Here is a 20960-nt window from a genome sequence, read left to right on the forward strand (position 1 = left end):
GCGCCTTAACCGATTATTGACGAGTTATTTAGATGCGAAACGAATGTTTTATGCGCTTTGAGCGCCTAGCCGACGATGGCCGTGCGCGCCGGGGGCGCCTGCACTTCCCCCGCGGCACTGTCGAAACCCCGGCCTTTATGCCGGTGGGTACCTACGGCACGGTGAAGGGCATGACACCAGACTCCGTGAAAGAGATTGGCGCAGAAATCATTCTCGGCAACACCTTTCACCTATGGCTGCGCCCAGGCACCGACGTAATTGAAGCCCATGGCGACTTGCATGATTTTGCCCAATGGGACAAACCTATCCTGACCGATTCCGGCGGTTTTCAGGTTTTTTCCTTAGGCGAAATGCGCAAAATTACCGAGCAAGGCGTTCACTTCCGTTCACCGGTTGATGGCAGCAAGGTGTTCATGGGGCCGGAAGAATCCATGGCCGTGCAGCGCTCACTGGGCTCTGACGTGGTGATGATCTTCGACGAGTGCACACCGTACCCAGCCACCTTTGAAGAAGCCGAAAAATCCATGGAGCTTTCGCTACGTTGGGCGAAACGCTCACGCGATGCTCATGGTAACTCACCTTCAGCGCTGTTCGGCATTATTCAAGGCGGCATGCACCCTGAACTTCGCGAACGCTCACTAAAAGGGCTGCTCGAGATTGGCTTTGATGGCTTGGCCATTGGCGGTCTGTCGGTAGGCGAACCCAAAGAAGAGATGATCAAGGTGCTTGATTATCTACCGACGTGGATGCCGGACGACACCCCTCGCTACCTGATGGGCGTTGGCAAACCAGAAGACTTGGTAGAGGGCGTACGTCGCGGTGTCGACATGTTCGATTGCGTGATGCCTACCCGTAATGCGCGCAACGGCCACCTGTTTACCTCAGAGGGTACGGTCAAGATCCGTAACGCCAAGCACCGCTTCGATACCCAACCGCTTGATGCCGAGTGTGACTGCTATACCTGTAAGAATTTCTCACGGGGCTACTTGCACCACCTAGATCGTTGTAACGAAATGCTGGGTTCCATGCTCAATACCATCCATAACTTACGCTACTACCAGCGGGTAATGGCTGATTTGCGCGCGGCAATCGAAGCGGGTACATTGACGACCTTTGTGGAAGGCTTTTATGCCCAGCGCGGCCTGCCAGTGCCTCCCCTAGCGAATTAATCGCCATCCGCCATTGGCGGGTGGTTTAATCGGTTCACCCATTGAGTTTTCTAACCCAGGAGTTCTCTGCAATGCTGGATTTCTTCATCTCACCAGCCCATGCCCAAGAAGCCGCTGCCGGCGGTGGCATCGCGCAAATTGTCATGCTGGTTGGTTTTGTGCTGATTTTTTACTTCCTGCTGTGGCGCCCCCAGGCAAAGCGCGCTAAGCAGCACAAACAGCTGGTTACTGGCTTGGCCAAAGGCGATGAAGTCGTCATCGGTGGCGGTCTTGTTGGTCGTGTTACCAAAGTTAGTGATGAGTTCCTAACGCTGGAAGTTTCTGAAGGCACCGAAGTTAACGTGCAGAAAAATGCCGTTGCTGCCGTACTTCCTAAAGGCACTATTAAGTCCATCTAACGCCTGCATCTCCCCCCTGCCGATCCAGTGCCAGCCACCCCGGCAGGGGTGACATGGTAGCCACGATGGTGAACTTTGCTGTGCGCGGTCTGTCCGTGCACAGCAATTCCGTTTGTAATTGAAGGCAGGGCTTGCATGCTCAACCGTTACCCCCTGTGGAAGTATCTGCTGATACTGGTCGTCCTGGTGGTTGGCCTTATCTATTCGCTTCCCAATTTATTCCCCGCAGATCCCGCCATCCAGGTTAGCGATGCCCAGGGCGATTCGCTGGATGAACGGCAAATATCCCGCGTTGAAGAAGCGCTCATTGATAGCGATATCGGCATTAAAGCCATTGAAGAAACGAATGGCCAATGGCTGATTCGCCTTCAGAGTGATGATGATCAGCTAGACGCCCGCGATATTGCCGCAGATGTATTGGGTAGTGACGCGACTGTCGCACTCAACCTCGCTGACGCCACCCCTGGTTGGCTGCAAGCCTTTTCCGCATCTCCCATGACACTGGGCCTCGATTTACGTGGAGGCGTGCACTTCTTACTCGAAGTAGATATGGATGCCGCCCTTACCCAGCGCTTGGAAGTGAATGCCAGCGCCATGCGTGAACTGCTACGTGGGGAGCGCATTCGCTATCGCAACACCACCATCGACGAGCGTTCGCTGTCAATCAGCTTTGGTAGCGCTGAAGACCGCGATACCGCTCGGCGCTTGATTAGCCGCGACTTCCCTAATTTTGAGTACAGCAATGAAGGCGATGGTCGTGCTTCCAACCTAGTCATGACGCTCAGCGACCAAACGGTTAACGAGATTCAGGACTATGCGATCAATCAAAACTTAACCACGCTGCGTAACCGCGTTAACGAGCTGGGCGTCGCTGAGCCGATGGTTCAACGCCAAGGTCCTAGTCAAATCGTGGTTGAACTGCCCGGCGTTCAAGATACCGTGGCTGCAAAGCGTATTGTGGGTGCAACGGCAAACCTAGAGTTTCGCCTGGAAGCTCGCAACGATACGCCTGACACGGAAACCGAACGTCTAGAGTTCCGTAACGACCCAACACGCTCGGCAGAGCTGATGCGCGATGTCATCATTACCGGTGATAGCGTATCCAGTGCCAGCAATAGCTTTGATGAAAATGGTCGCCCACAGGTCAACATTAACTTGGACGGCACCGGCGGCACGTTAATGAACCGCGCCACGCGGACCAACATCGGTCGCAATATGGCGGTATTGTTCATTGAACATAAAAGCGAAGATCGCGTAGAAATCGACCCTGAAACGGGCGAAGAAACGATTATTCGCGAGCCCTACGTCGAACGCGGCTTGATCAGCCTTGCCACCATCCAAAGCGCACTGGGCAATAGCTTCCGCATTACCGGCTTAGACTCACCGACTGAAGCTGCTGAGCTTGCCCTTCTGCTCCGCTCTGGTTCACTGGCCGCCCCTATCTACTTTGTCCAGGAACGTACTATTGGACCAAGCCTGGGTGCCGAAAACATTGAGCGTGGCCTGCTATCGGTACAAATCGGCTTGTTACTGGTCGTGCTGTTTATGCTGGTGCGCTACAAAGTGTTTGGGGTATTTGCCAACATCGCCCTAGCGCTAAACCTAACGCTGCTCGTCGCGGTTATGTCGATGCTGGGCGCTACGTTAACACTACCAGGCATTGCCGGGATTGTGCTGACGCTAGGCATGGCAGTTGATGCCAACGTGCTGATATTCGAGCGTATACGTGAAGAATTGCGCAACGGCATGTCGATTCAGCAAGCAATCCATGCGGGCTACGAGCGCGCTTTCACTTCTATCGTGGATGCCAACATCACCACGCTGCTGGTAGCGGTGATTCTGTTCTCGATCGGTACCGGCCCAGTGAAAGGGTTTGCCGTTACGCTCTCCATTGGCATTTTGACATCCATGTTCACGGCACTACTGGTAACGCGCGCCATGGTCAACCTGACCTATGGCAGCAAGCCCGTCAAAAAGCTGTGGATTTAAACACATGGATCTAAATGGCATAGATTTGAAAAGCATGGATCTGAACCACGTGCTTAGCCCAGAATTTAAGAGGTGGTAATGAAACCCCTATCACAACTGCGAATCGACTTTATGGGGCGGCGCAACCTTGCGTTTATCGTCTCTGCCTTGATGCTAATCATCTCGATTGGCGCGATTATTTTTCAGCAGCTAAATCTCGGACTGGACTTCACCGGCGGCACCCTGGTGGAAGTGCGCTACGGCGCAGTCCCCTCCTTAGACGCGATTCGCCAATTGCTCGAAGACAGTGGTTTCCAAGACGTGTCGGTGCAAACGTTTGGCGCATCAACAGAAATACTTATCCGCATTCAACAGGCGTTCGATGCGGATGTCGGTAACGACGTTGTCAGTCTGCTACGTGCCAATGGCGATAGCGTTAATCTTGTGCGGGCCGAGTTTGTCGGTGCACAGGTAGGCGACCAACTTCGCGACCAAAGCGGCTTAGGCCTTCTAGTGGCATTGGGCGTGGTGATGCTTTACGTTGCCTTCCGCTTTCAATACAAGTTTGCTCTTGGTGCCCTGCTAGCCTTGCTGCACGATGTCATCATTGTTGTTGGCGTCTTCGCGCTGTTCAAGTTGGAGTTCGATCTAACGGTTCTGGCAGCGATTTTGGCCGTTATCGGCTACTCGCTAAACGATACGATTGTTGTCTATGACCGTATCCGCGAGACTATTCGAACATCGCGTATTGATGATATGCCGCAAATCTTCAACGAAGCGATCAATGCCACCCTGTCCCGCACGCTCGCCACCTCTGGTACTACGGTGCTGGTATTGCTGGCGCTGCTGCTATTAGGCGGCGACATGATCGAGAACTTCGCTATTGCGCTGTTAATTGGCATCGTGGTGGGTACGTTCTCATCAATTTATATCTCAGGTGCGTTACTGATTCCGCTCAAGCTTTCACGGGAAGACCTTATCCCCACCAAGAAAGAGACGGATGAAGAGGAAGAAGAGCTGCCGTAAACCAGCAAAAGTAATCCGCAACAAAAAGGCTCTGCCGATAAAATCGACAGAGCCTTTTTAATGCGTGGTCATCGAGCAGACTGTATCAATCGCTTTTACCACTTACCACTTACCACTTTTACGAACTTAAAAATGCGGTGCCAATTGTTTAATCAAGGCTTTGTACAGACGCGGGCCAGCGGCCATCAGTTGACCTTCAGCGTTCACTGTCGGCTTGCCGTCAGGCGTGCCCATCAACGCACCGGCCTCTTTCAGCAATAGCGTTCCCACCTGCATATCCTGCTCTTCAAGGCCCAGTACAAAAACACTGTCCACACGCCCACAGGCAAGCTCGCAAATATCCAGCAGGCCGCTGCCAGATGCCAACATGGCTTCCACTTGGGGGGCTAATTGCTGAGTAATGGTCAGGTAAGCGGGCAAATGACTTGGGCGCAACCAGGTTTCTGGCAGGCTCATCGCTATCCGCGTACCGCTAATGGCGGTAGGTTTGCTTACACGCATGCGCTTATCGTTGTGCTGAGCACCGCGGCCGCGGCTGGCGATATACTCATCGTCAGAAAACGGACAGATAATTACCGCGTGTTCGGGGCGATCTTTGACGAGACACACCACTGAGAGAGCAAAGCCCTTACCTGCCACCGCTAAATTGGAATAGCCGTGCATTGGTTCAATTTTCCAGACGATATCAGCGCCTTCGCCTTCACCCGCTTTATGAGGCGTATAGCGGCCACTGAAGCCGTGCAGGGGATACCCACGCTGCAGCTGCTGAACAATGGTGGCCTCTGCTTTGCGAGCGGTGTCTTCTAGCAAGCGGTCGAGGTTAAATTCATCGTGAGCATTTTCAATGCGTTCACGAACACGTAAAAAGTGTTCAACAGCGCCACGCGCAGCGCGCAGCGTAAATTGGACCATAGGATTCATGATCGGGCCTTGTCACAGTGATGTTAAAGAACGGAGGCAGTGGCAGGACTGCTTTGGCGCGCAATTCTAACAGAGCCCCCTCGGGCATGCTATCGACTCATGCTAAACTGCGCGTTTTCCGTACTTGATTACCGAGCCCATTATGCTTGAGCGCATCCGTATTGTTCTTATTGGCACTAGCCATCCTGGTAATATTGGCGGCGTCGCCCGCGCCATGCACAACATGGGCTTAGCAGATTTAGCCCTGGTGGCGCCGCGCTGTGAAGTGATTACCCAAGACAGCATTTCCCGCGCCTCGGGAGCCGACCACCTGCTTCATCAGGCAAAAGTCCACGCCTCTCTTGAAGACGCCGTTGCTGACTGCACGCTTGCCGTGGGCGCTAGCGCTCGTTCGCGCACGCTGCCCTGGCCAATGATTTCCCCACGCGAGCTAGCAGAGCGCTTGCCCAGCGAATGCCAGCCCGACAATGCACGTGTCGCGCTGGTGTTTGGCCGCGAGGACAGCGGCTTAACCAATGCCGAGCTGCAGCGTTGCCATGCCCACGTGCATATTCCCACCAATGCAGATTTCAGCTCGCTAAATCTGGCCGCTGCCGTTCAGGTGATTGCCTATGAGTGCCGTATGGCATGGCTAACCCAACAGGATAGCGCCACCGCTGAAGAGACGGATGATGCGCTGGCTACCCATGCCGAACTAGAGCGCTACTTTGAGCACTTGGAGCGCACGCTGATAGCCATTGAGTTTCATGACCCCGCACAGCCGCGCCAACTGATGGCGAGATTGCGTCGCCTGTACCTACGTTCTCGTCCTGAAAAAATGGAGATGAATATTCTGCGTGGCATTCTTTCGGCAACGGAAAAAGCAGCGGACCAACGGCAGCCATAGCTTGGCATGCCGGTTGAGCGGCAATGGCCTAAACTTGAAGTCACGCTCATGCGCCCCAACATCGCCTTCTTAACAACCGCTTCGCACTAACGATATTCCATAGCATTCGATACCCAGAGCATCCATGACTGCCGCCCTTTAACGCCCAAGGATCACCCATGTTTCAACGCCTGCGTGAAGACATTAATAGCGTATTCGACCGCGACCCAGCGGCACGTAACTCTCTTGAGGTGCTGACCAACTATCCCGGCCTGCACGCCCTGCTGCTTCACCGCTGCAGCCACTGGCTATGGAAGAAAAATTTTAAATGGTTGGCGCGAACGCTATCGACGTTTTCCCGCTGGCTGACCGGCATTGAGATTCACCCAGGCGCCACTATTGGCCGCCGTTTCTTTATTGATCACGGCATGGGCGTGGTGATTGGTGAAACAGCGCTAGTCGGCGATAATGTGACCCTTTATCAAGGCGTTACCTTAGGCGGCACCAGTTGGAATAAGGGTAAGCGTCACCCTACGTTAGAAGATGGCGTTATTGTTGGCGCTGGCGCTAAGATTCTTGGCCCGTTCACCGTTGGCGCGGGGGCTAAAATTGGCTCTAATGCCGTGGTCACCAAAGAAGTGCCATCCGGCGCTACGGTGGTGGGCATTCCTGGCAAAATCGTTAAACGCGCCGACCCCGATGTCGAGGAAGCATTAGATGTCGACCCGGCTCGTCGCGAAGCGATTTGCCAAAAATTTGGCTTCGATGCTTACGGTGTTAGCCAGGACATGCCCGACCCTGTGGCACGTTCGATGCAGGCGATGCTTGATCACATGCACGCCGTGGATGAGCGCATTGAGCGTATGTGCTCGACACTGCGTCAATTGGATGCCAGCTATCGCGACGGCCAACTCCCGGCTCTGCGCGATGAAGATTTCGCCGACATTCTTGATGAAAATGACACAGGCTGCCCAGGTGTTGGCAAACACAGTTCCGAGCCAAAAGCCAACGCCGAGGCAACCGAGACAGCAGCCGCCAGTACGCAGCAAACCGCTCCTGATTCAACGGCTAACTCGCCATCTGATGCAGCGGCTGATTCAACCTCTGACTCAACGACATCGCGCAATAGTTGACCAAAGCACTCAGGATTTCCATAATGGCGTTACATTTGCCGTAAGTGCGCTGAGGTTCAGCGTCGAGGTGCCTGTCATGCGCTTGACCACTAAAGGCCGTTACGCCGTTACCGCCATGCTCGATTTGGCGATAAATACTCCCCAAGGCCCGACCAGCTTGGGGGATATTTCTCAGCGTCAGGAAATTTCGCTCTCTTATCTCGAGCAGCTATTTGCACGCCTGCGCCGAGCGGGTCTAGTTAGCAGCGTGCGTGGTCCTGGTGGAGGCTATTTGCTGGCTAAACCAGCCGAAGACATCAGCGTTTCCCAAGTGATTGATGCTGTTAATGAGACCGTGGATGCAACACGCTGCCAAGGGCTTTCAGACTGCCAACAAGGCGACACCTGCCTAACCCATCACCTGTGGTGTGATCTATCAGGGCAGATTCGCAATTTCCTTGATGACACTAGCCTTGCACAACTGATGCAGCGCCCCGATGTTATACGCATTGCCTCTCGGCAAAAGCAGCGCGTAGAAGCTGGCATTCTCGCCTCATCCCCTTAACGGCTTTCACTGCACGTTGGACTCTATGACGATGACCTCCTCCCCTTCGCTGCCGATTTATTTGGACTATGCCGCGACCACGCCGGTAGACACCCGTGTGGCCGACGTCATGCAGCGCTATTTAACCGTTGATCAGCTGTTCGCCAACCCAGCCTCGCGCAGCCACATGTTAGGCTGGCAGGCGGAACAGGTGGTAGAGCAGGCTCGCCGTCAAGTCGCCGATACGATTAACGCAGACCCACGTGAGGTGGTTTGGACCAGCGGTGCCACTGAGGCCAACAATCTAGCGCTGACCGGCTACATGCGCGCCAATCGTGAGCGCGGCATGCATCTGGTAACGTCCACCATTGAGCACAAAGCGATAGTGGATACTGCCAACGCCCTGGAAAGCGAAGGTTTTGAAGTGACGTGGCTCACGCCTGGGCGAGACGGGCGTACCACGCCAGAACAGCTGCGCGCTGCCATGCGAGACGACACGGCACTCGTGTCATTAATGGCGGTCAATAACGAATTGGGTAGCATTAATGATATTGCCGCGCTGGCAGAGATTGCCCATGAATTCGGGGCTGTTTTTCACACCGATGCAGCCCAAGCTGTAGGACGCATTCCGTTAGATGTGGTGGCGCAACAAATTGATCTAATGTCGCTGTCTGGGCATAAAGTTTATGGCCCCAAAGGCGTTGGTGCGCTTTACGTCAAACGCCATCCAGATATACGCATAGAAGCACTTATCCATGGTGGCGGCCACGAGCGGGGCATGCGCTCTGGCACACTTCCGACCCATCAAATTGCCGGCATGGGTGAAGCGTTTGCGCTAATGCAACACCATCACCAGGAAGATCAAGCCCATATCGCCCAGCTACACGCGCGCTTCCTAAAAGGGCTAGAAGATGTTGATGACGTCTTCGCCAACTCTCCGCTGGAAAATGCCGTTCCCAATATTTTAAACCTAGCATTTAAAGGGGTAGACGGTGAATCTCTATTGATGGCGCTGCGCGATGTTGCTGTGTCAACTGGGTCTGCTTGTAACTCTGCTAGCGTTGATCCTTCCTACGTTTTATTGGGAATCGGCACACCGCGCGCCCTTGCACTCTCATCGCTACGTTTTAGTTTTGGGCGTTTCACCACTGACGCCGACATTGATCATGCGCTGACACTACTGCGCCACGCGTTGAGCGGACTACGCTCAACGCGTTAAACGGCTGATGCCACTGTTGGCAATCAGCCTACCGACTTCTTGAAGGAGGACGCCCGATGGCAACTCTCAACATTACCCCCGCTGCTGCTCAGCAAATCCGTCACGTTCTCGATGAGCGTGGCCAGGGGCTTGGGCTGCGCGTTTCTGTAAAACCTAGCGGCTGCTCAGGCTATAGTTACGTACTCGACTTTGCCGATGACGTAAGCGATGACGAAATTCGCTTTGAAGAGCACGGCGCCAGCGTGTATATCGCGCCAGACGCGCTAGAAATACTCAACGGCAGTGAAGTGGACTATGTAAGCGAAGGGCTGAATCGCTTTTTCCGCTTCAACAATCCCAACGTTAAAGATGAGTGTGGCTGTGGCGAAAGCTTCACGGTCTAAACGTTTAGCGCTGCATCACCGGTATTCATCACCCCCTTGAGGCGCTATAATCGCGGCCACTCGGCAATCGGTAATGCACAGCAGCCCTGCCGACTCTTTTTTCCTGCGCCGCCTCGGCTTTCCGGGGCGGCACTTCTGCTTTATGCCTCTTAAGGAGATTCCACCATGGCAATTGAACGTACTCTTTCTATTATCAAGCCTGATGCCGTTGCTAAAAACGCGATTGGCGACATCATTTCTCGCTTTGAAAAAGCAGGCTTGAAAGTTGTTGCTGCGAAGATGGTTCATCTTTCTGAAGAAAAAGCAGGCGGTTTCTACGCCGAACATAAAGAGCGTCCTTTCTTTAAAGACCTGGTTGGCTTCATGACCTCTGGTCCGGTTGTTGTGCAGGTACTGGAAGGCGAAGGCGCTATCGCTAAAAACCGTGACCTGATGGGTGCTACTAACCCGAAAGAAGCGGCACCCGGCACTATCCGCGCTGACTTTGCGGAAACAATCGACGCAAACGCTGTCCATGGTTCTGATTCTCCGGAAAGCGCTGAGCGCGAAATTAGCTACTTCTTCGGTAACGACGAAATTTGCCCGCGCTAAACCAAGCGTGCCGCCGATTCAACATCCGTTGCCGGCCATTTTCGCGGGGGCTATGCCCCCGCCTTTTCTCTGAACGCTGACCGCCATGACCACTACCGTAGCTCAACATACGCCTACCTCTATCTCCTCGACCGAAAGCGAACCTGCCGCCACTAACGCGCCAGAGCGCCAGAACCTGCTGGGCATGTCTCGCGAGCAGATGGAGGACTTCTTTTTGTCGATTGGCGAAAAGAAGTTTCGCGCTGCCCAGCTAATGAAGTGGATTCACCAGGAAGGTAGCGATGATTTTGCTGCCATGACGAATCTATCCAAACCGCTGCGAGAAAAACTGGCTCGGCTGGCTGAGATTCGTGGCCCTGGCGTCGTCTATGAAGGCACTTCCAGCGACGGCACACGCAAGTGGGTCCTGGAAGTAGAAGATGGCAGCTATGTGGAAACGGTGCTGATTCCTGCGGAAAACGGCAAACGCCGAACGCTATGCGTCTCTTCACAGGTAGGCTGCTCGTTAGACTGCAGTTTTTGCTCAACGGGCAAACAAGGCTTCCAGCGCAACCTGACCGCTGCCGAAATCATCGGCCAGGTTTGGGTCGCCCAGCGTAGCGTAGGCCCGCGCCGCGATACCGCTAATCGTCCGGTGACTAACGTAGTCATGATGGGCATGGGTGAGCCGCTGCTCAACTTTGATAACGTCGTGCCAGCAATGAAGCTGATGCTCGACGACAATGGCTATGGACTTTCCAAACGCCGCGTCACGCTTTCCACATCCGGCGTTGTGCCGATGATAGATAAGCTTGGCGATGAGATCGACGTGAGTTTAGCCATTTCGTTGCACGCTTCTACTGATGAGCTACGCAACGAGCTGGTACCGATTAACCGTAAATATAATATCCGCGCGCTTCTGGATGCCTGCCACCGTTATCTATCCAAATGCCCGGATAACCGTCAGGTGACTATCGAATATACGCTCATTAGAGATGTGAATGATCAGCAGGAGCATGCTGAGCAACTGGCGGCGCTGTTAAAAGAGCTACCCTGTAAAATCAACCTGATACCGTTCAACCCGTTCCCTAATTCAGGCTACGAAAAGCCCTCTCGTAACCAAGTGATGCGCTTTCAGCAATGGCTATACGATCTGGGTTATAACGCTACCGTACGCATTACGCGGGGCGATGATATCGACGCTGCTTGTGGCCAACTGGTAGGAAAGGTGAAAGACCGCACTAAGCGAAGTGCACGCTATATTCAGTCCGTACAGCTTGACGCAGACTAAACCGTTGTTATCTTGACTTCCATCGAGCGCGGCGCTTTGATGGACACATTTTCAAACCGCCACATACGCAAATGTTGTCACATAACAACGCGTCAAATCACTGCAAAATGGTTGTTATAAGAGGGTGTACATGATCAGTCACCGCTGGCGCTTTTACCCACCCCGGGTTCACATGCTGTGCGTGCTAGTAAGCAGCATGTTGTTAGCTGGCTGTGCCACGTCAGGCAGCACGTCTTCTCAGGCTGACGATGACGCTGCAGACGCTTACACCCAACTAGGAGTTGCTTACCTAGAACGCGACAACCTAACCCGTGCGCTCAGCGCGCTTGATCGTGCGCTTGAAATTAATCCACGCAATGCCGAGGCACTTCAGGCGCTTGCGCTGGTCTATCAACAGCAGAGTGAAAATGAGCTTGCAAATCACTATTTTCAGCAAGCGATTAACACAGCACCTTCTTTGACACGTGCGCGTAATAATTACGCGGCGTTTTTATATCAGCAGGGGCAGTTCAACGCCGCTTGCGAACAGTTAGAAATAGCATCTCACGATGCCCAATATGCCAATCGTGCCCAGCTATTTACTAACCTAGGGCAGTGCTATTTGGCAGCCGATGACATTGATGAAGCGCGCAAACGCTTATTGCGCGCAGTGAGCATTGATCCACGTAGCCTGCGTGGATATTTATTATTAGCCGAACTTGAAGTTTCACAGGGCAATTATGGTCAAGCCTGGGAGCCGCTGCAGCGCTACTTGCAGCTGGCCGGGCAAGATCCAGTCGCGTTGGAAATGGCGATCGATATCGCCCACGCCCGTGGTGATCACGCTGCGGCTGCGAACTACCAGCGCTTATTGAATATTGACTAACGGTGCCCTGACCACCTAATTATTGAAGGATGCTCAGCTATGAGCGATACACAATCACACGATAATGTTACGACCTCTAGCCCAACCGCAACACCTGGCGAGCTTCTCTCACGCCAACGCGAAGCACTCGGCGTACCGCTTACCGATGCCGCACGGGCGCTTAATTTACGCCCAGCGGTTGTCGACGGTTTAGAACAAGATAACTACGAAGAAATCCCTGTTGCCGCTTATCGCCGAGGCTATTTACGTGCTTATGCAAAATACCTGGGCATGGATGATCGTCTAGTACTTGAAGCCTACCAAGCTAACCATGGGAGTACAGAGACAGATCGTCGGGTGGCTCCAGTGTCAGTCACCCGGCCACCATCCCGTATTGGCGCTTGGTTATTTAAGCTAGTCACCCTGCTAGTGATTGTTGCCTTGATTGCCGTCACGGTCATGTGGTGGCAAAGCCGTGGCGGCAGCGAACCCCCCAGCATGGGAAGTAACCCTTCTGTAGAAGATGAGGGTGGTTCCATGGGTACGCCAGCCGACAATGCAACACCGACTGAACAAACGCTGGTTGCCACACCTCAGCTTCCTAGCACCGCAACGGCACAACAAACCGGCACAGCCGAGGGAGTCGATGAGGGAGCGGCTAACGCCGCAACGGCTGCCATTGAATCGGCATCTGAGCCGTCTACGTCTTCCGAAGGGGCAGAAGCTGCTGAGCTCACCTCTGCAGATACAGCTGAACAAGCGGACGCCGCCACTGACAGTGAAGACAACACAACTGAAACAGCGCCCGCAACAAACCCGAACCTGCTTGAACTTACGTTTAACGAGCAGTCGTGGACTGAAATTTTTGATGCCAATAACCAACGGGTGTTCGTTGGTCTGCAAACGCCTGGCACCACAGCAAGTGTTGAGGGCGAACCGCCTTTTCGTTTAACTATCGGCAATGCCACCGGCGTAGAGCTGCGCTATGAAGGCGAGGCCGTTAACCTTGTCCAGCGCGCCGGTGCCAATAATGTTGCCCGCTTTACCTTGGGAGAGTGACCCGTCTTATGCACGCCCCTTCTCCGATTAAACGCCGCTTCTCGCGTCAAATTCACGTTGGTAATGTGGCCGTAGGTGGTGATGCACCTATTGCCGTTCAGAGCATGACCAACACAAATACGCTGGACGTCGATGCCACCGTGGCACAAATTCAGCAGTTAGAAAAAGCGGGAGCCGATATTGTCCGCGTTTCGGTACCCGATATGGACGCCGCTGAAAGTTTTGGCAAAATTAAGCAGCGTGTCGATGTCCCACTGGTGGCAGACATTCATTTTGACTACAAAATTGCCCTGCGTGTCGCCGAACTAGGTGTCGACTGCTTGCGTATTAATCCAGGTAACATTGGCCGCGAAGATCGCGTACGTGCGGTTGTTAATGCTGCCCGCGATAACGGCATACCGATTCGTATTGGCGTCAATGCCGGGTCGCTGGAAAAAAACCTACAGAAAAAGTATGGCGAGCCTACTCCCGCAGCGTTAGTGGAGTCGGCCATGCGCCATATTGATTACCTGGATCGTCTTGATTTCCAGGAATTTAAAGTCAGCGTCAAAGCCTCAGATGTGTTTATGGCGGTAGCAGCGTACCGCGACCTGGCTACCCGTATCGAGCAGCCACTCCATCTAGGCATTACCGAAGCCGGCGGCCTGCGCTCTGGTACGGTGAAGTCATCGATTGGCCTTGGCATGCTGCTAATGGATGGCATTGGCGACACGATTCGCGTATCGCTCGCCGCCGACCCGGTAGAAGAAATTAAAGTCGGCTTTGACATGCTTAAAAGCCTGCGACTGCGGGCCAAAGGCATTAATTTTATTGCCTGCCCCAGCTGCTCACGGCAGAATTTTGATGTTATCAGCACCATGAACCAGCTAGAAGAGCGGCTTGAAGACGTCATGACCCCACTGGACGTATCGGTGATTGGTTGCGTCGTTAATGGCCCAGGTGAAGCGAAAGAAACCGATATTGGCCTAACCGGCGGCTCTCCTGCCAACTTGGTGTACATCGATGGCAAACCTGCTAGCAAGCTGCGTAATGACCACTTGGTGGATGACCTTGAAAAGCTGATCCGTGAGAAAGTACGCCAAAAACAGCAGCAAGAAGACGACATGATTGCGCGCAGCGTTTAAAAAAGCCGAGCAAGTGATACCCAACCTGGAGGCGGGCATAACCTTTTCCCCGTCCCCAGCGTTGTCTCCCATACAAGGAGTTTTCATTGAGCAAGTCCGCCGCAAAAAAAATTCAAGCTATCCGTGGTATGAATGATTTATTGCCCAGCGAAAGCCCCCGCTGGCAATTTTTTGAAGCCAAGGTGCGTCAGTTGATGCATCGCTATGGCTTTGATGAAATCCGTACGCCCATTGTTGAACAAACGGCGCTATTTGCTCGCTCTATTGGTGAAGTCACCGATATTGTCGAAAAAGAGATGTACACGTTCGACGACCGCAACGGCGACAGCCTGACGCTGCGGCCCGAAGGTACAGCTAGCTGTGTACGGGCAGCGATGGAACATGGCTTGCTGCATAACCAAACGCAACGGTTGTGGTATCAGGGCCCGATGTTCCGCCACGAGCGTCCGCAAAAAGGCCGCTATCGTCAATTTCATCAGGTAGGCGTAGAAACGTACGGCTTTGATGGACCGGATATCGATGCGGAAGTCATTCTGCTTTCAGCGCGTCTATGGCAAGAGCTAGGCTTACTGGAGCATGTGACGCTAGAGCTTAACTCTCTAGGCTCCACAGAGGCGCGCGCGGCCTATCGCGATAAACTCGTCGCTTATTTTGATCAGCATCACGACGTCCTTGATGATGACTCTAAGCGTCGCCTCACCAGCAACCCACTGCGCATTTTGGATTCCAAGAATCCAGCGATGGCGGAAATGCTCAACGGTGCGCCGCAGTTGATGGATCATTTGGACGATGAGTCGCGGACACATTTTGAACAACTCAAAGCAATGCTGGATGCAGCAGGCATCGACTACGTTGTTAACCCGCGCTTGGTACGCGGTCTTGATTACTACTGCCGTACGGTATTTGAGTGGACGACCACGGCCCTAGGCAGCCAAGGCACGGTATGTGCAGGCGGCCGCTACGATGGCCTGGTCGAACAACTAGGCGGAAAGCCCACGCCAGCCGTTGGTTTTGCCATGGGTATCGAGCGCTTAATATTGCTGCTGGAAACATTAGACCTGATTCCAGAAGAAGCGCTAGGTGGCTGCGATGTGTATCTGCTCCCCATGGATGACAACGCTACTATTGTCGCCCTCACCCTGGCTGAAAAACTACGTAGTGAGCTGCCAACCCTTAGGCTGCAGTTGCACTGTGGTGGCGGTAGTTTTAAAAGCCGTATGAAAAAAGCGGACAAAAGCAACGCACCTGTTGCAGTCTTATTGGGCGAAGATGAGCTAGCAGAGCAAGCCGTAACGCTTAAGTTCCTGCGTGATGATCGCGAGCAGTTGCGTGTGTCTCAGGCTGAGCTCACCGCGACACTGCAAAACCTAGTGCCCCACTAACCTTACTGCCTACTCTATTGGCAGACGAACACTCGCCAGCCGCCCTTGCGGCTGAGCTAAAGAACAGGAGGCCGCCCGTGGCGGAGCTGAGAAGCGAAGAAGAACAGCTAGAGGTAATTAAACGCTGGTGGAAAGAGAACGGAACCTCTCTCATAGCAGGGGCTGTTCTTGCTGCGGCGGGTGTGTTTGGCTGGAATGCATGGCAAAACTATCAAGAAGGCCAAGCAGAAGCCGCCTCCGTGCGATATCAGCAACTCGTCAACATGACCGCTGGTAACACTTTGGCAGATGATCAGTTAGCCAATGCCCGTGAGCTCATTGATGAAATCACCAGTGACCATGGCAACACCCTCTTCGCAGAGTTAGCACAGTTGCTGGAAGCACGTTTAGCCGTTCAACAGGGTGACCTTGATGCAGCAAAAAGTGCGCTTGAGAACGTGGCTAGCAACTCCTCTCGCCGCTATGTGCAAAGTCTTGCATGGCTGAGATTAGCGCGCATTGAGATTGCAAACAACAATCCACAAGCAGCCCTGAGTTTGTTAGATGAGTCGATTACCGATGCTCTGGCAGCTCAACAGGCCAACGTGCGAGGCGACGCTTACGCTGCGCTAGACCAAACAGAACAAGCGCGAGACGCTTGGCAAACTGCGCTAGAACTGGCTCAAACCCAGAATCAGCCGCTTTACGGCGTACAGTTCAAGCTTGACGATCTCGGCGTCGAAGAGGTGACACAATGATCATGACCAGTCTTCCCAAATCGCTATTTTCAAAGCCGTCTGTGCGCATTACCGTCGGAGCCGTGGCACTCGCCTTGCTAGCAGGCTGTGCCAGTAAAGGCGAACCGGCTTACACGCCTAAAGAGCTGCGTAGTTTTACAGAAACCTCTACGCTTGATGGCGTATGGAGCAGGAACGTAGGCGACGGCCTTGGTCGTGCCCGCTACCCCATTGCTCCGGCTCGCGAAGGTGACACCGTATTTGCTGCGGATGCCAATGGATTGGTCGCCGCCTTTAACGCCAATAACGGCAATCGCGAGTGGGAAATCGAGCTGGATACGCCTATTTCAAGCGCGCTTAACGCTATTGCAGGTCAGGTTTATTTAGGCACTCGTAACGGAGAAGTTATTTCCCTGGATCAGCGCGACGGTAGTGTCAATTGGCGCTCACGGGTTTCCAGTGAAGTGCTGGCAGCACCTCAAGCGAATCAACAGCTACTACTTGTGCAGAGCGTTGACGGCCAAATCACCGCACTCGACCGCGTCACTGGCGAGGAGCGTTGGGTATATGCCAGTTCACAACCTTCGCTCACCCTTCGTGGTACCGGCACGCCAATGGTCATTGATCCTGTAAGCTTTGTTGGCTTTGCTAACGGACGACTAGCAACATTAGACAACCGCAATGGTCAACCACTGTGGGAGTTACAAATTGCTACTCCCCGCGGACGTAGCGACGTCGACAGGTTGGTTGATCTTGCCGGTCAGCCGGTAGTAACTCCTGATGGCCGACTTTTCGTTACTAGCTATAACGGTAGCGTCGTAGCGTTGGAAGCAACCCGCGGTGGCGTTCTATGGGAAAGCAACTTATCTAGCCGCCATACCCCTATTTTGGTAGGTAACATTCTGCTAGTGGTCACTGATGATAGCCACGTCGTTGGCCTGAATGCCGACAACGGACAGGAATTGTGGCGTAACGATGACTTGGAAGACCGCCGGTTAACAGCACCTGCGTTTGCAGATGGCCGCGTGGTCGTCGGTGACTTCGAAGGCTACGTTCATCTACTTGATGCCCGCGAAGGCACGTTAGTAGGCCGTACGCGCGTGCACAAATCTGGCATCAGCGTGCGTCCTGCCACTGAAGGCAGCACCATTCATGTCCAGGCCAATAATGGTCGCCTGGAAACCCTGGAAGTAACTCCATGACACCCGTCATTGCTTTAGTCGGTCGGCCCAATGTGGGCAAATCGACGTTGTTTAACCGCCTAACCCGCTCACGCGATGCGCTCGTAGCGGACTTTCCTGGCCTTACCCGAGACCGTAAATACGGGAACGGAATGCTAGGCGGCAAAGCGTATACGGTGATTGATACCGGCGGCATCAGCGGTGACGAAGAAGGGATTGATGCGGCAATGGCCGAGCAGTCCCTGGCCGCCATTGATGAAGCCGATATTGTACTGTTTCTAGTAGACGCGCGCGCAGGGCTTAACGTGGCTGATGAAGCCATTGCGAACCATCTGCGCGTTAATCAGAAAAAAACCTGGCTAGTGGTCAACAAAACCGATGGTTTGGAAGAGCATTCGGCCATGGCCGACTTCTGGACCTTAGGTCTTGGCGACCCATGGCCGATTGCTGCCGCCCATGGCCGCAATGTCTCACTGCTCATTGACACAGTGCTGGAGCCGTTTCCCGAGCGCGATCCCAGCATTCCTGGGGATACCGGCACCAAAGGCATTCGTATCGGTGTTATTGGCCGTCCCAACGTGGGCAAATCCACATTGGTTAATCGGCTGTTGGGCGAAGAGCGCGTTGTTGTATTCGATGAGGCGGGCACTACCCGCGATGCGATTGAAATTCCGTTCGAGCGTCGTGGTAAGCCCTACGTATTGGTTGATACTGCGGGTATTCGGCGGCGTAAGAACGTTCGCGAGATTGCTGAAAAGTTTTCTATTATCAAAACCCTGGATGCTATCAAAGAGTGTCACGTCGCCGTGATGGTACTCGATGCACGCAGCGGTTTAGTTGAGCAAGATCTCCACCTGCTAGATTACGTGCTAACCACTGGCCGCGCGTTAGTACTGGCCATCAATAAGTGGGACGGACTGGAAAGCGAAGCGAAAGAGAAAATGCGCGCAGAAATTAAGCGCCGCCTGGGCTTTGCTGAGTATGCCGAGATGCATTTTATCTCCGCCCTACACGGCACCGCTGTGGGTGATCTTTATCCTTCGATCGAACGAGCTTTCAATGCCGCGAACGCTCACTGGTCGACCAACCGATTGACCACGCTGCTTCAAGATGCGGTCAGCCAGCACCCGCCGCCCATGGTTAACGGCCGGCGTATCAAACTGCGCATGGCACACCAAGGTGGTAGCAACCCACCTATCATCGTAGTGCATGGCAATCAGACTGAATCACTGCCGGAAGCCTATCGCCGCTATCTAACCAACACCTTCCGCAAAGTGTTGAAGGTTCGCGGTACGCCAATGCGCTTTGAGTTCCGTTCGGGTAGCAATCCGTTTGACCACATGGCAGGGGCAAGCGATAAAGAGAAAGCCAAAAAACGCGAGCTCAACCGTACTAAAGAAGCACGTAAAAGCCGCCGCTAATGCTAGCTCATTAATCTACCAAACGCCTGCTGACCCTCATCAGCAGGCGTTTTGGTTGATGGCCCCCATTATCGAGTAAATCTGCTTGACAGCTACCCGCACGAGCCCTCAAATAGCCGCGTTTTTCGGCAATCGCCACTCTGACATTTTGCACCTCTGAACCTTTGCCCTTCTTAGGAGGGATATTAATGCACTACGCAATTAAACGCGGGCGCGGTTTGCTCTTGCTGCTGATGACAAGCTTGCTAGCAGGTTGCCTTGCCCTGCCCCAAACAGGCTTATTTGCCTTTCGCTTGGCGGTAACATCGCTGGGCATTGAAGAGGTGCGTATTGGCCCTTATAACGTGCAAGCAGGGCTTGATACTAGCGACCTGACAAGTTTGCTTGCGTCTAGTCTTGGCGCTGGCAGCTTGCCCGTTCAGGCCACCTTAGCGATGGGCCTTGGTTTACCTACCGGTATGCCCGCTGTTGAGATGTCAGGTTTCCGTTGGATGCTCGATATGCCGGGAGTCGATCCAGTGCAAGGCCAATATCAAGAGGATGTAACGCTAACATCAGGGGAAGACTCAACGTTACGTCTACCGGTAGCGTTTGACATCCTGACTACCGACACTCAGCGTATGATGCCAATGCTAGAACTCGCCAGTCAGTTAGCCACCCAGGGCTCACTACCGCCTGGCAGTGAGCTTGCTATCACGCCAGGAGACCTGCGTGGACTGGGTATGACATTACCTGCAGGGCTTTTAACGCCGACCATTCGCCTGAACGTAGGCGCCGACGGCCAGTTAACGCCTGTGCGTTAAGCCTGACGACTTCCTTCATGAAGCCGTTTGCGGCCCACCCACTGGGCTGCAAACTGCCAAGCCGTTCGGCCACTGCGCCCTCCTCTTAGCGTTGCAAAGCGAACCGCTTCTGCCCGTGCGGCATCACTCCAATCCTGCTTATCACCTATACGAGCTACCCAATGCTCACAGACCTCTAAGTAAGTCGCTTGGCTGAAAGGATGGAAACCTAACCATAAGCCGAAGCGATCCGACAATGAGATCTTTTCCTCAACAGCGTCACCGTGATGCAGCTCTTCACCCACAAGACGCGTACCGCTATTATCGTCCATGGATTCCGGCAGTAAATGGCGGCGGTTAGAAGTGGCATACAACAAGACGTTTTCCGGCGGCCCCGTTAAGGCGCCGTCTAAGACGCTTTTTAACGCCTTGTAAGCATCATCATTACCTTCAAACGAAAGATCGTCGCAATACACCACGAAACGATGCGGCGTATCGCGCAGCTGTTCTACCAATATCGGCAGACTACCTAAATCGTGGCGATCCACTTGAATCAAGCGCAGCCCATCATTCGCCAACGAGTTAAGCAGCGCACGAATCACCGATGATTTCCCGCTGCCACGTGATCCCCATAGCAAACCATGGTTGGCGGGTAGCCCCTGCAAAAATGCACGGGTGTTATCAACTAAGGCTAATTTTTGACGCTCGATACCTAACAGGTCATCCAGTGTCATCGTGTCGCGTGGTGGCACGGGAACTAAGCGACCACCTAACGGGTGGCGCTGCCAAATAGCCGCCACATGCTTGTCCCAATCCACCTGGATCGGTGCAGGCGGCAACCAATGTTCTACGTGGTCCAGCAACCGCGTTAAGCGTTGGCTCAATTCAGCATCCATGATTGTCCTCAGAGTGCGTTATGATATGAGTTGATTTACCACTGACAGTGGTTATCTTGTGTGCAAAGATCCCTACTCGTCTATAAGGA

21 protein-coding genes are annotated in these 20960 nt (G+C 53.7%); 19 read left to right on the forward strand and 2 right to left on the reverse strand.

Translation table 11 applies throughout. The features are described 5' to 3' along the window. Window positions 1-50: 50 nt before the first annotated feature. The 4 genes from tgt to secF all read left to right on the forward strand — a co-directional run bounded on the left by tgt (window position 51) and on the right by secF (window position 4561). Entirely contained in the window at window positions 51-1169 is a 1119-nt protein-coding gene (gene tgt, locus JFC11_RS02155; RefSeq protein WP_038481489.1) for a tRNA guanosine(34) transglycosylase Tgt, read from the forward strand. A 71-nt stretch (window positions 1170-1240) separates the two neighbouring features. Then, window positions 1241-1567 carry a preprotein translocase subunit YajC gene (yajC, locus tag JFC11_RS02160; protein WP_038481485.1) on the forward strand — a complete coding sequence of 109 codons (327 nt, stop codon included), beginning with the start codon at window positions 1241-1243 and terminating at the stop codon, window positions 1565-1567. A 135-nt stretch (window positions 1568-1702) separates the two neighbouring features. Next, complete coding sequence (gene secD / locus JFC11_RS02165; protein WP_120385747.1) at window positions 1703-3556, forward strand: protein translocase subunit SecD; 1854 nt, start codon at window positions 1703-1705, stop codon at window positions 3554-3556. A gap of 78 nt (window positions 3557-3634) precedes the next feature. Continuing rightward, complete coding sequence (secF, locus tag JFC11_RS02170; protein ID WP_038481479.1) at window positions 3635-4561, forward strand: protein translocase subunit SecF; 927 nt, start codon at window positions 3635-3637, stop codon at window positions 4559-4561. 126 nt (window positions 4562-4687) lie between these two features. On the opposite strand, the gene JFC11_RS02175 is transcribed toward secF, so the two are convergent. Continuing rightward, complete coding sequence (locus JFC11_RS02175) at window positions 4688-5482, reverse strand: inositol monophosphatase family protein (protein WP_038481476.1); 795 nt, start codon at window positions 5480-5482, stop codon at window positions 4688-4690. Window positions 5483-5624: 142 nt separating this feature from the next. Between JFC11_RS02175 and trmJ the strand changes: the two genes are divergently transcribed. From trmJ to JFC11_RS02250, 15 genes are all read left to right on the forward strand, one after another. Further along, window positions 5625-6368: a tRNA (cytosine(32)/uridine(32)-2'-O)-methyltransferase TrmJ gene (gene trmJ, locus JFC11_RS02180; RefSeq protein ID WP_038481473.1), complete on the forward strand. Its 744-nt coding sequence runs from the start codon at window positions 5625-5627 to the stop codon at window positions 6366-6368. 158 nt (window positions 6369-6526) lie between these two features. Next, entirely contained in the window at window positions 6527-7480 is a 954-nt protein-coding gene (cysE, locus tag JFC11_RS02185; RefSeq protein ID WP_198348623.1) for a serine O-acetyltransferase, read from the forward strand. Window positions 7481-7556: 76 nt separating this feature from the next. Further along, window positions 7557-8024 (forward strand): Fe-S cluster assembly transcriptional regulator IscR, encoded by a 468-nt coding sequence (iscR, locus tag JFC11_RS02190; protein ID WP_038481467.1) that lies wholly within the window; start codon window positions 7557-7559, stop codon window positions 8022-8024. A gap of 31 nt (window positions 8025-8055) precedes the next feature. Then, the gene (locus JFC11_RS02195) at window positions 8056-9222 is read left to right on the forward strand and encodes an aminotransferase class V-fold PLP-dependent enzyme (RefSeq protein ID WP_198348624.1); all 1167 of its coding nucleotides are present in this window, start codon (window positions 8056-8058) and stop codon (window positions 9220-9222) included. A 56-nt stretch (window positions 9223-9278) separates the two neighbouring features. Then, window positions 9279-9605, forward strand: coding sequence for a HesB/IscA family protein (locus JFC11_RS02200; RefSeq protein ID WP_038481461.1), 327 nt, complete (start codon window positions 9279-9281; stop codon window positions 9603-9605). 165 nt (window positions 9606-9770) lie between these two features. Next, the gene (gene ndk, locus JFC11_RS02205) at window positions 9771-10196 is read left to right on the forward strand and encodes a nucleoside-diphosphate kinase (RefSeq protein WP_038481458.1); all 426 of its coding nucleotides are present in this window, start codon (window positions 9771-9773) and stop codon (window positions 10194-10196) included. Between the two features lie 85 nt (window positions 10197-10281). After that, on the forward strand, window positions 10282-11466 hold the full coding sequence (gene rlmN, locus JFC11_RS02210) for a dual-specificity RNA methyltransferase RlmN (protein ID WP_038481455.1): 1185 nt from the start codon (window positions 10282-10284) through the stop codon (window positions 11464-11466). Between the two features lie 130 nt (window positions 11467-11596). Then, window positions 11597-12331, forward strand: a complete 735-nt coding sequence (pilW, locus tag JFC11_RS02215) for a type IV pilus biogenesis/stability protein PilW (RefSeq protein ID WP_038481452.1) — start codon at window positions 11597-11599, stop codon at window positions 12329-12331. A gap of 39 nt (window positions 12332-12370) precedes the next feature. After that, entirely contained in the window at window positions 12371-13369 is a 999-nt protein-coding gene (locus JFC11_RS02220; protein WP_198348625.1) for a RodZ domain-containing protein, read from the forward strand. 8 nt (window positions 13370-13377) lie between these two features. Further along, entirely contained in the window at window positions 13378-14493 is a 1116-nt protein-coding gene (gene ispG / locus JFC11_RS02225) for a flavodoxin-dependent (E)-4-hydroxy-3-methylbut-2-enyl-diphosphate synthase (protein WP_198348626.1), read from the forward strand. Window positions 14494-14579: 86 nt separating this feature from the next. Next, window positions 14580-15875, forward strand: coding sequence for a histidine--tRNA ligase (gene hisS / locus JFC11_RS02230; protein ID WP_038481442.1), 1296 nt, complete (start codon window positions 14580-14582; stop codon window positions 15873-15875). Between the two features lie 77 nt (window positions 15876-15952). Beyond that, on the forward strand, window positions 15953-16612 hold the full coding sequence (locus tag JFC11_RS02235; protein WP_198348627.1) for a YfgM family protein: 660 nt from the start codon (window positions 15953-15955) through the stop codon (window positions 16610-16612). After that, a complete protein-coding gene (gene bamB / locus JFC11_RS02240; RefSeq protein ID WP_038481435.1) occupies window positions 16609-17793 on the forward strand; it encodes an outer membrane protein assembly factor BamB in 1185 nt (394 codons plus the stop codon). Before JFC11_RS02235 ends, bamB begins: the two co-directional genes overlap by 4 nt. Beyond that, window positions 17790-19193, forward strand: coding sequence for a ribosome biogenesis GTPase Der (gene der, locus JFC11_RS02245; RefSeq protein WP_038481432.1), 1404 nt, complete (start codon window positions 17790-17792; stop codon window positions 19191-19193). Before bamB ends, der begins: the two co-directional genes overlap by 4 nt. Before the next feature lie 188 nt (window positions 19194-19381). Continuing rightward, window positions 19382-19996 carry a hypothetical protein gene (locus JFC11_RS02250; RefSeq protein ID WP_120385752.1) on the forward strand — a complete coding sequence of 205 codons (615 nt, stop codon included), beginning with the start codon at window positions 19382-19384 and terminating at the stop codon, window positions 19994-19996. On the opposite strand, the gene JFC11_RS02255 is transcribed toward JFC11_RS02250, so the two are convergent. Beyond that, window positions 19993-20871 carry an ATP-binding protein gene (locus tag JFC11_RS02255; protein ID WP_038481426.1) on the reverse strand — a complete coding sequence of 293 codons (879 nt, stop codon included), beginning with the start codon at window positions 20869-20871 and terminating at the stop codon, window positions 19993-19995. The two genes, JFC11_RS02250 and JFC11_RS02255, sit on opposite strands and share 4 nt — an antisense overlap. Between the last annotated feature and the right edge of the window lie 89 nt (window positions 20872-20960).

The organism is Vreelandella alkaliphila (genome assembly GCF_016107625.1).
GTDB lineage: Bacteria > Pseudomonadota > Gammaproteobacteria > Pseudomonadales > Halomonadaceae > Vreelandella > Vreelandella alkaliphila.